Origin of the sequence: Anoxybacillus ayderensis (assembly GCF_000833605.1) — a bacterium.
Classification (GTDB): Bacteria; Bacillota; Bacilli; order Bacillales; family Anoxybacillaceae; genus Anoxybacillus; species Anoxybacillus ayderensis.
Genome location: NZ_JXTG01000022.1, coordinates 16,919 through 27,542, shown reverse-complemented (window position 1 = coordinate 27,542; position 10,624 = coordinate 16,919). Strand labels below are relative to the sequence as shown.

The 10,624-nt window shown below is 41.8% G+C and carries 10 protein-coding genes, 1 tRNA gene and 1 riboswitch; of the genes, 3 read left to right on the top strand and 8 right to left on the bottom strand.

The annotated features are described in order from the left end of the window. On the bottom strand, positions 1-792 hold a 792-nt coding region (locus JV16_RS16015; RefSeq protein WP_420864995.1), incomplete at its 3' end, for a transposase. Between the two features lie 198 nt (positions 793-990). Here JV16_RS16015 and JV16_RS13130 point away from each other — a divergent pair. Further along, positions 991-2,067 (top strand): YncE family protein, encoded by a 1,077-nt coding sequence (locus JV16_RS13130; protein ID WP_042536261.1) that lies wholly within the window; start codon positions 991-993, stop codon positions 2,065-2,067. A 126-nt stretch (positions 2,068-2,193) separates the two neighbouring features. Here the strand turns inward: JV16_RS13130 and JV16_RS13125 are convergent, their stop codons facing one another. The 3 genes from JV16_RS13125 to JV16_RS13115 form a co-directional block, all read right to left on the bottom strand. Then, positions 2,194-2,466 carry a hypothetical protein gene (locus tag JV16_RS13125; RefSeq protein ID WP_042536259.1) on the bottom strand — a complete coding sequence of 91 codons (273 nt, stop codon included), beginning with the start codon at positions 2,464-2,466 and terminating at the stop codon, positions 2,194-2,196. 221 nt (positions 2,467-2,687) lie between these two features. Then, positions 2,688-3,071, bottom strand: coding sequence for a DUF302 domain-containing protein (locus tag JV16_RS13120; RefSeq protein ID WP_042536257.1), 384 nt, complete (start codon positions 3,069-3,071; stop codon positions 2,688-2,690). A 517-nt stretch (positions 3,072-3,588) separates the two neighbouring features. After that, entirely contained in the window at positions 3,589-4,533 is a 945-nt protein-coding gene (locus tag JV16_RS13115; RefSeq protein WP_042536255.1) for a plastocyanin/azurin family copper-binding protein, read from the bottom strand. Positions 4,534-4,736: 203 nt separating this feature from the next. Here JV16_RS13115 and JV16_RS13110 point away from each other — a divergent pair, with 203 nt between their 5' ends. Then, positions 4,737-5,918 (top strand): IS701 family transposase, encoded by a 1,182-nt coding sequence (locus JV16_RS13110; protein WP_042536253.1) that lies wholly within the window; start codon positions 4,737-4,739, stop codon positions 5,916-5,918. A gap of 353 nt (positions 5,919-6,271) precedes the next feature. Here the strand turns inward: JV16_RS13110 and JV16_RS13105 are convergent, their stop codons facing one another. Both JV16_RS13105 and JV16_RS13100 read right to left on the bottom strand, forming a co-directional pair. Next, the gene (locus tag JV16_RS13105) at positions 6,272-7,141 is read right to left on the bottom strand and encodes an Rpn family recombination-promoting nuclease/putative transposase (RefSeq protein WP_021096019.1); all 870 of its coding nucleotides are present in this window, start codon (positions 7,139-7,141) and stop codon (positions 6,272-6,274) included. Between the two features lie 139 nt (positions 7,142-7,280). Beyond that, a tRNA-Val gene (locus JV16_RS13100) sits at positions 7,281-7,353 on the bottom strand. 193 nt (positions 7,354-7,546) lie between these two features. Here JV16_RS13100 and JV16_RS13095 point away from each other — a divergent pair. Then, positions 7,547-8,083, top strand: a complete 537-nt coding sequence (locus tag JV16_RS13095) for an HD domain-containing protein (protein ID WP_021096004.1) — start codon at positions 7,547-7,549, stop codon at positions 8,081-8,083. Positions 8,084-8,103: 20 nt separating this feature from the next. On the opposite strand, the gene metC is transcribed toward JV16_RS13095, so the two are convergent. Further along, complete coding sequence (metC, locus tag JV16_RS13090; protein WP_021096003.1) at positions 8,104-9,243, bottom strand: cystathionine beta-lyase; 1,140 nt, start codon at positions 9,241-9,243, stop codon at positions 8,104-8,106. A gap of 3 nt (positions 9,244-9,246) precedes the next feature. Then, positions 9,247-10,350: a methionine biosynthesis PLP-dependent protein gene (locus JV16_RS13085; RefSeq protein WP_021096002.1), complete on the bottom strand. Its 1,104-nt coding sequence runs from the start codon at positions 10,348-10,350 to the stop codon at positions 9,247-9,249. A 77-nt stretch (positions 10,351-10,427) separates the two neighbouring features. Next, positions 10,428-10,535, bottom strand: a riboswitch (SAM riboswitch). Positions 10,536-10,624 lie beyond the last annotated feature (89 nt).

The window sequence follows — 10,624 nt, the reverse complement described above, 5'->3', positions numbered from 1 at the left end:
CATCGAACGAATGCCGAAGATATAACGGATCAAGTACATTTTGAACAACACAACCGGATCAATACTTGGTCGTCCATGATCAGGTGAGTATAGATCTTTGACGATGTCGTAAATAAAAGAGAAGTCAATCGCTTTTTCTAGCTTACGCACAAGGTGATCCTCAGGAACAAGGTCATCAATCTTTACCGTTGTTTCCACATGTCTACGATCTTCTTGATGACGTTGAAGCATCCGATTTCCCCCTCCTATACCCTTATACCTATATATTAAAACAGCTTGTCGACTTTGTCGACAAGCTGAAAGGTTAAAACCTTTTACAATAGCTGTATTAAAAGGTGGAAAAACAGTTGGATGAAGAAAATAGAGAATATTAGCTACAGCAGGTCCAAGTCCTTTAATTTGTGATTGATCTAGTTTAACAATTTCTTCTATAAGTTGCTTTTCCGTTGTTGCTTGAAGACATGATTTTAAAAATCTCCCAAAAGCCTTTTTATTACGTTCATTTTCATAAATATCCGGTATTCGAAGTTTCGGCTTCCAATAAAACGCGTGGGCGGCTCCTTCAAAAACTTGTTTTTGTTCTGCAATGGCTGTAACTACAATTTCTAACGTGGACCCTTTAAAGTCATTTCCGAATGTATTGTTTTCTATATCCTTAATTACCTCTATAACACCGTTTCGAATAGTACGAAATGCTTTTAATCTTTGGTCATTATCGATAAACCAAGTTTGATAGACTGATTCCATGTCACCTCGATACTCTTGAATCATTCTTTCGAAATTCGCTCCCACAACAGTTCCTCCTTCTTATTCCATAAATAATTTAAAATATTCTTATTTTATAGGATAAATTTGCAGAATTTATGAATTTCAATAAACTGTAACTATTTTAAGAAATTTTATTTTTATTGTGAAATTCGTCACAGCGACTAAATATTTTTGCTAATATCATGTCTTCAGACACAATAAAGCAAAAGGAGGAAATACTTGATGCGTAAAACGATCATTGCGTTGTTAACCTTATTGACGATGTTTATGTTTGTTTTAGGAGGTTGCGGAGCGAATTCTCAAAAAAACAACACTACTTTAGGTGAAAACAAACAGGCCGCAGCCACCAAAAAAGAGCAAAGAAAAGAAACGAAAAAATATTACTTCGTTGCTAATGAAGGCGGAAGTATTTCAAAAATTGATGTAGAAACGAATCAAGTGGTCGCAACAATCAAAGTAGACGGTGCGATTCATAACGTCCAAGTTTCTCCTGACGGAAAAATTCTCGGCGCTACTTTAGTTCCGGAAATGCAACATGGAAATGATCAATCAATGGATATGAAAGGAATGGCGTTGTTTTATAATACAGAAACAGACGAATTAATAAAGAAAGTGGAAGTGGGGAATCACCCTGCTCATATCGTTTTCACCGAAAATGGAAAGTACGCTCTCGTTACCAATAATGAAGACAATAACGTTTCAGTCATTGATATGGCGAGCTACTCAGTCATCCAAACAATTCCAACTGGAAAAGGTCCGCATGGTTTCCGGATCTCTAAAGATAGCCGTTATGCGTATATTGCCAACATGGGAGAAGATAGCGTCAGTATCCTCAATTTAGAAACGATGAAAGAAGAAAAGAAAATAAAAGTAGGATCTACTCCTGTAACAACCGGTATTACTTCGGACGGTAAAACATTAGCCGTAACGTTAAATGCAGAGAATGCCCTCGCCATTGTTGACTTAGCAAGCGGTAAAGTGGAAAAAGTTCCGGTCGGTCGGGGACCAGCCCAAGTGTACATGGATCCTGACGATACATTTGCTTATGTAGCCAATCAAGGGACGAAAGATGCACCGTCTCATTCCGTAAGCAAAATAAACATAAAAACGAAACAAGTAGTTGCCACAATTGAAACAGGCAAAGGAGCGCACGGAGTTGTCACAAGTCCGAATCAAAAATATGTTTTCGTCACCAATATGTTTGACAACACGGTGAGTGTCATTGATAAAGAGCAAAGCAAAGTAATCAAAACGATTCAAGTAGGTGAAATTCCGAACGGGATCAGCGTCATGCCGTAAATATAAATAAACAGCAGGTTGAGTTTTTAAACCTGCTGTTTTTCTTTTCTATTTGCTGAAATTTACGCATAAAAAAGCACCGTAGTTTTAAGCCTACAGTGCTTAAATATATTTGATTAAACCTTGCTACATCATATGATTGTTCATATGTCCTTGTTTCATCATTTGTTGATTCACTCTGTCATAATTCATCATATGTTTCATCATTTTATTTCCATTACTTCGACACTGTTCGTACATTTTTTGTAATTGTTCCTCTGATAAATTTGGATGCATTTGTTTCATCATTGGCAACATTTCTTTCCAATCATTATTATCATTTTTATTTGCTGCAAAAACAGCTGTAGCTAATACAAAAGCTGAAACAAGGACGAACAAACCTGAAATAAGTTTTTTCATTTTCAACACCTCCATCCTTTTCTGGTTTTAGAATAAAGGAGAATTATGGAGAAAGTGTTCATAAAAATTTACAATTTCTTGTCTTGGATTATTATTTGTTAATTGGATATTTTCGAAAAATGGACTAAACTCCTCCCAAATTTTACATAAAAGAGAAAGCCTAATAAAGGCTTTTTCTCGAAGGTTTAGACAATGTTATTTTCGGTTCATTTAACAGCTATTTATCTGCATTCATCAATACAGGATATTAATCTCTTTTCAATGTCTTCCGCTAGTTTTTTCAGTTCTTCATGATTCATCATGCTGATTAACATGGTTGGTTTTGGCATACCAATTTTTGTTGTTTCATTTTCTTTATACACCACGATTTTGCACGGAAGAAAATAACCTGCTAATAAGTTTTCAGAAAGCACACGCGCTGCTTCTTGCGGATTACATACTTCCAAAATCACAAACGGTGTTTGAAAATCGAATCCTTTTTCCTGCAGTTTTTCCGTTACACTAAATTTCCACAAAACTCCAAATCCTTCTTTTTTCAAGCTTTCTTCCAACATCTTTATCGTTTCGTTCATTCCCCTTTGTACTTCAATCGTATAATGAAACACCTTCATCATCTTTGGCGAGGAGACCCCGACTTCTAAGCGAGAGCGAAAGTCGGGGAGGAATCGCCCTTCCTCCTTTCTTTTGTATATGATAGAATAAGAATGTGGAGAAAACCGTTGAATCAAGGCACTCCAATCCCCGTTACTCGATGTAGGGAGTTGGTTGCAGGAAACGTTGCAACCGTAAAACGTCGAGCGTACATCCGTCTGTTGTGCGTGGAAGTCAAGTACTGCCTACAGACATGCCGAGCCACTCGGTAGCGATATAGGCATGACCTATGTCGTTGGGTAGTCGTCAACCTGCCCCTGATGTAACCCCAAGTCAAGGAAGGAGGACGAAGTCCGTTCGCACTTCTGGGGAGTTGCAAGCCCCCGCTTCAAGCGTTAGCTAAGTGGGGGTAGTTGACTCAACCGCCCTTCTCCAACATATTGCATGTTATTTCACTTTAGTTGTATGTAAAACTAAACAATAATATAAATGAAAAAAGCCGAGCATTGTCTCGGCAGCTACTTCACTTTGTTAAGAAACTTCAACGAATCCAACCATACCAGATTCTTTATGTCCAGGAACCGTGCAATAAAAGCGAAAAACACCGCTTTCGACCGGTATGAACCTGATTTCGGCTGTTTTTCCTGGCAAAGAATGAATATGGACTGTTTGATTTTTTGAATGATTCCCATGATGACTTTGTTGTAAGAGAGATGCTTTCATATTTTCGAATTCGATATCATGTTCAACTTCACCGCTATTTTTGAAAATTAAGGTTACGGGTTGTCCTACGGTAAGTTTGAAATCTTTAGGGAAGTAAGCAAATTCGGTTGCTTCAATGACTACTTTTTTCGCCTTTGTACTGGAATTCAACGGAGAGCCAGACAGCTTATTATTAGTCATAGAGTGGCTCATATGGGAATTTTTTATGGGCACGTTATGACCTTGATCGAGCGTATTATTTAAATGATTATATGTGTAGAAAAACAGCAGAAAGACGATTGATAATAACAATGGATTATGGAATATTTTGTTGATGAAAGAGAAACGGTTAAAACCAGTTTCTTGTTGAAGCATGTACAAAACAATACCAATCATCCCAACAAATATGACGAGCATTACACGAATCATTGAATTTTGGTGTTGCGGCGAAATCATTTCTCCTAACATCGCTCCCATCATTCCGCCCATTATTCCTGACAAAACGCCATCTATGATGGCCATGACACTAATCGGCAGCCCGGTCAAAAAACCGGCTAAAAACCCAAAACCCATTCCTAAAACGGTTGAGAAAAAGAGGTTACCGCTATACAAAATCCCGACCAGCAAGCCACCTGTTAGCCCGACCAACATTCCTAAAGCCATCGCCACCATCATTCCGACCATACATGTGATTTTCTTTCTTTTTATGAATACGAAAACAATAACAATCAAAGATAAAATCGTTACAATGATTCCAGTTAATAAAATCGACAATGAACGATCCCTCCCTGTAAGTTTTTATTTGTACACATATATGTGGGCAAGCGGTTAGTTAGTCCTTTTTAAATTTATTAAACTGTAGATGAGCAAATTCGCTAACATAAATTTACAACCAAACAAAAAAAAGAGACATGAACCCGATTCCTTGATTAGAATAGATGTGTCACCAAAACTATTCACAAGGAGGTTCATGTCTCATGAATAGATTAGCACATCATCAAGGAATCCACAAGTTTTTCACGATGTTGGGGTTGGCACTTTATTTTTCAAAACCTGTCATGAAGCATCTCGTTCATATCGTGGATGCGCTGACCACCAAAGGATTTGCGGGAACATTGACCGATCTTCATCATTGGAGCTTTCATCCGAACCACCGCACGACACTCAGCCATTTTTTCACGAAAAGCCCTTGGGATGAAGAGACGTTGCTTCGCAAACTTCAACAGTGGATGCTTCGTCGTGTCGAACGCATCGCCAAACAGGGGAATCAACCCCTTTTTGTTTCGATCGATGATACGATTTGCCAAAAAACGAAGCCCTCGTCACAGGCAACGCACGTCATTCAAGGGTGTGATTGGCACTATTCTCACACAGAGAAAAAGTCGATCTGGGGACATTCTCTCGTTTGGCTCATGGTTCATACGATGACCCAAGCGTTTCCTTTTGCCTTTCGCCTCTACGACAAGGCGGCTGGGAAAAGCAAGGGGAAACTCGCGATCGAGATGCTTTCTTCTTTGGATGTACACCGTCCTGTTTATGTGCTGATGGACTCTTGGTATCCATCGCAAACGCTCGTGGAAGCTTGTCTGAAAAAGGGATTCCACGTAATCGCAATGCTCAAGGCCAATCGGCTTCTTTATCCAAAAGGCATTGCGGTTCAGGTGAGGGAGTTTGCCCGCTACATCGAACCGAAAGACACTCACCTCGTCACGGTGGGAGAAGAGCGTTATCGGGTTTATCGCTACGAAGGCTCTCTCAAAGGTCTCGATGATGCCGTGGTGCTGCTCGCTTGGAAAGCCGATCAGCCGATGACATCGGAACATCTTCACTGCGTCTTGAGCACCGACCGGGATCTAAGCGATGAAGAGATCTTGCGCTACTATGCCCAGCGTTGGTCGATCGAATGTTTTTTCCGTCAAGTGAAAGACCAGCTGAAACTCGATGGATACCGCGTTCGCGGACGTCGGGCGGTGAAACGCTACTGGATCTTGGTGCAGCTTGCTTACGTGTACAGCATGTTCGAGTCGAACAGCGATTTTTCTGATGGGCTCGATCTTCTGCGCAAGAGAAAAGGACATAGCCTCGTGGAGTTCATTTACCGTGCAGCGAAACAAAATATTCCCATTGATACCGTGAAAAAACAGCTCCACGTGGCATAAGGGATACCCTGTTTGTCTCTTTTACATGGTAATTATTGTAATTAAAATTACTCAACTACAGTACCTTAGCTATTTTCAATCCAATCCCTTCTTCACTATAAACGATAGTACTAATGACGCTCTTATTTAGAAGGATTGATGATTTTTAAATGTTTGTCAATGAAAATTTTTATCACACTCATACTTACGGACACACGCACAATGACAACAAAATGAGAACATCTTAAGAAATATTCGTGATAATTTGCAACGTTAGAAGAAAGCGTGTTAAACGGCAAACGAACATCATATTGGCACCCACTCATTGTAAAACAAAAAACTGCCGTCTCCAAAAAGGTCGACGACAGTCCCCCCTACTCCAACAACCGCTCCACTTCTTCTTCCGAAAGGTCGGTGACGTTCGCAATGTCTTTTACACTCATCCCTTTTTTCGCCATCGTTTGTACAAGACGCTTCATTCCTTGCTTTATTCCTTGCTTCACCCCTTCTTCTCTTCCTTTTTCTAACGCCTTTTGTTCATAAGAAATAATCAATTCCATCACTTGTTCTTTTTCTTTCGTCTCCATTTCATTCACCTCGCTTCGCAGTCTTCGTTCTTCTTCATCGGATAGTTTAATATATGTTTCAAAAAAACCAAACAGCAATCGTTGTTTCGCTTCGTCCAATTCCATCCGTACAAGCATACGTAAGAATTGTTTTTTCAGTTCTACTCGTTCACTTTCAGTATATCCCATTTTGCTTAGTAGTGCAGCGGCGATCGGGTTGTCTTGGCGGATGTAGTTGCGCCAGTTTTGTTTGCGCAATTCGACAGTAAAAAAACGAAAGTCAAGCACGTGGCCAAAAGGAAATTGGAGGGTAAATGTCGATGGCTCGTCGCGGATCGTATCGTAGCTAAATACAGCAATTGGTACAATGTTTTTACGGTACTTTTCAAACAAACGGCTAAAATAAATAAACATCCGTTCAGGAAATGATGGTTGCACATAGCTTTGGTTTTCGATATGCACAATGACAAGCCCATCTTCGCCTTTTAACTTCGTTTCGACAAGCAAATCGACACGGTACTTCTCCCTTGCTGTCACATCGGTGAACAGCTCCTCGGATAAAAACGACAAATGGTGAAAGTCGATATGCTCATGCATCGCCGGAAAAAAGAGAACAATAAATTCCTCAAAAAACGTTTGAATCAGCTCTTTAAACAGACGGTCATGATCAATGGACATATAGTCACCTCGCATACAATGATTTCGACGTTTTTATTCGACAACATCGGCGATTTTCCTGCATACAAAATGTGGGTGAATTCTCGAACTGTGCAAACATAAAAAACCCGAGCTCTTTCATCGAACTCGGGTTTTGCGATGATTCCGACTGGGCTCGAACCAGCGACCTCCACCCTGTCAAGGTGGCGCTCTCCCAGCTGAGCTACGGAATCGTATGTTGTTGTGTTATCGAACACATTTTTCATTATACGTATCGTCCCCTAGTTTGTCAAACACTTTTTTAAAAAAATTTTTTCGTCATGACGTCTTTCGTCTATTTTTTCTTTTCTGTAAAAATATATATTGCCTTTTCTAAAAAAGACATGATATGATAATTAGAAAAACATTCGAAAGGGATGGTGAGCTATGAGACGTGTCACATTAACTGACATCTTCCTTCACCCCATCACTCAAAAATATTTGAAACGTTCAGGCGTCGCGCACGCCATCGCTACTGCATACCACGCATATCGCCTCGCCTTGCTTTATGGAGTGAATGTCGATTTAGCGACAAAAGCTGCTTTGCTTCACGATATCGGTCATTATGAATGGTACTCAAACGGAACGTGGGACTATGAAACATATAAACAAAACGATATTCATGCGATTAAAGGGGCAGAGCGAGCGCATAAGTTACTTATTCGACTCGGCGAACACCCTCAACATGCGAAAGAAATTGCCCTCGCCATTTTGCTTCACACCGATTCGTACCTTCCAGAAGGAGAATTAAAACGAAAGCCGCTCCAGACGATCGTCAAACTTGCGGATGAAGCGGATGAGGAACCGGGCGGTAAACATCATTATCGCCAAATCGATGACGAACTCGCCTTGAAAAAAGTTCAACAACTTGATCGCATGGTCGAACAGCAAATGAAGCGTGATGCGCTCGACCAAATTAGCTAAGGCTAGGCGATGTGCCTAGCCTATACATATGATAACGCCTGTTCCACATCAGCAAGCAAATCATCGGTCGCCTCTAATCCAACACTTAAGCGCAACAAGCCGTCCGTAATGCCGCGGCGATGGCGCTCCGCTTTCGGCATAGCGGCATGCGACATTTTCGCCGGATACGACAAAATCGACTCGACCGCCCCGAGACTGACCGCAAACACAGGGATGCGCGCATGTTTCACAAACGTCCGCACCGCTTGTTCGTCCTCCAATTCAAACGACAGCACCGCACCAAATCCGCGCGCTTGATCGCGATGAATATCGTGTCCTTCATGAAAAGAAAGCCCAGGATAATATACGTGCGCGACTTTCGGATGACGATGGAGAAACTGCGCCAGCTGCAACGCCGAACGTGAAGCATAATCTAACCGAACGTGAAGCGTTTTTAACCCGCGCAACACGAGCCACGCATCTTGCACGCCAAGCACCGCACCGAACGAATATTGCAGTTTGCGCAGCTCTCTCGCCAAGCGCGCATCTTTTACAACCGCCAGCCCGGCTACAACGTCGCTATGGCCAGCTAAAAATTTCGTCGCGCTATGCAAAACGACATCGACGCCGAGATCAAGCGGACGCTGTAACAGAGGGGTCGCAAACGTATTATCTAAAAACGTTAAACATCCGTGCGCTTTAGCGAGCTTCACAACACCGCGAATATCCGTAATTTTCAATAGCGGATTCGATGGCGTTTCCATATAAATGACTTTCGTGTTCGGGCGAATGTGGCGCGCTACCGCATCTAAATCAGTCATATCGACAAACGTATGCTCGATGCCAAATCGGCTCAATACATCGGTGAGGATGCGATACGTTCCACCATACACATCATCGGTAATTAATACGTGATCTCCTTTTGACAACAATAAAAATGCTGTTGAAATGGCAGCCATGCCGGAAGCGAACGCAAAACCGCTCACTCCACCTTCTAATTCCGCAATCGTCTCCTCCAACGCCTCGCGTGTCGGATTTCCCGAACGGCTATAATCGTATTTGCCAAACGTATCAAAGTCAAACTGATGAAACGTCGATGCATGATGAATCGGGACGCTAACTGCCCCTGTTTGCGCATCAATTCGCCATTTATTATGAACAAGTTGTGTTTGTAAATCCATCTTTTACACCTCTTTCATGCGTTGAAACGCTTGAGTTAAATCGGCAATTAAATCGTCCGCATGTTCAATGCCGACAGAAAAACGCAATAGGCGATTACACACCCCGTTTGCGATGCGAACATCCTCTGGAATATCCATATGCGTTTGCGTCGCTGGATACGTAATAAAACTTTCGACACCGCCTAAACTTTCCGCAAATGTAATGAGCTTTAAACTTCGTAAAAAAGCATTCACCCATTTTTCATCGCGCACGCGAAACGACAACATTCCTCCTCTTCCCGGATACAATACGTCCGTCACATCTTCATGTTCGACTAAAAATTTATATATCGCCTTTGCGTTTTGTTCGTGCTGGCGCATGCGAAGCGCAAGCGTCTTCATGCCGCGAATTAACAGCCATGAATCAAACGGAGACAACACCGCACCGATGGCGTTATGATACATCGCCAGCTGTTCACACAATTGTTTTCCTTTGGCGACAATGAGCCCGGCTAGCACATCGTTATGTCCGCCTAAATATTTTGTCGCGCTATGAACGACGATATCAGCTCCTTTTGTGAGCGGCTTTTGCAGTACAGGGGTGTAAAACGTATTATCGACGATAAGAAGCAGCCCATGTTGTTTCGCAAACGCCGCGACCGCTTCGATGTCCGCTTCTTGCATTAAAGGATTCGTTGGCGTCTCTAAAAAAATCGCTTTTGTTTTTTCAGTCACATATACCTTTACCGCATCAACATCGCGAAAATCGACGTATGTAAACGTCATGCCGCATTTGCGCCATCCTTTTTCAAACAAACGATACGTCCCGCCATATAAGTCGGCAGAAACAAGAAAATGGTCGCCGCTTTCAAACAGCGCAAACACCGTTTGAATCGCTGCCATACCTGAACTACAAGCGAAACCTTGATCTCCTTCTTCTAGCTGTGCAATCGCTTCTTCGACAATATGCCTTGTCGGGTTGCCGGTTCGAATGTAATCGTACCCTGTCGATTGTCCGATTCCTTCATGACGATACGCCGTTGAAAAATATACTGGCGGATTGACCGTCCCCGTCGCTGTCTCGCTTCGATTGCCAATTTGCGCTAACCGTGTTTCGATATGACTCATTCGCTCTCTTCCTTTCTAATCTAAAAAAATAAAAGCCTTCAAAGAAGAAGGCTTTTTTGTCCATAGACAATCGCTTCTTCTTATCTTCCGAATTGAACGCCAATTCGCTGGATTTAGCACCTGACCGTTTCCGGCTGGTTGCTGAAGCTTCATCGGGCCAGTCCCTCCGCTTCTCTCGATAAGAACGCAAAACAATATCGAATTTTCTGATTTTTAATTAATGTACATCATTTACAACAAAATTGCAACTGTTTTTTATTCCCCTTTCAACAAC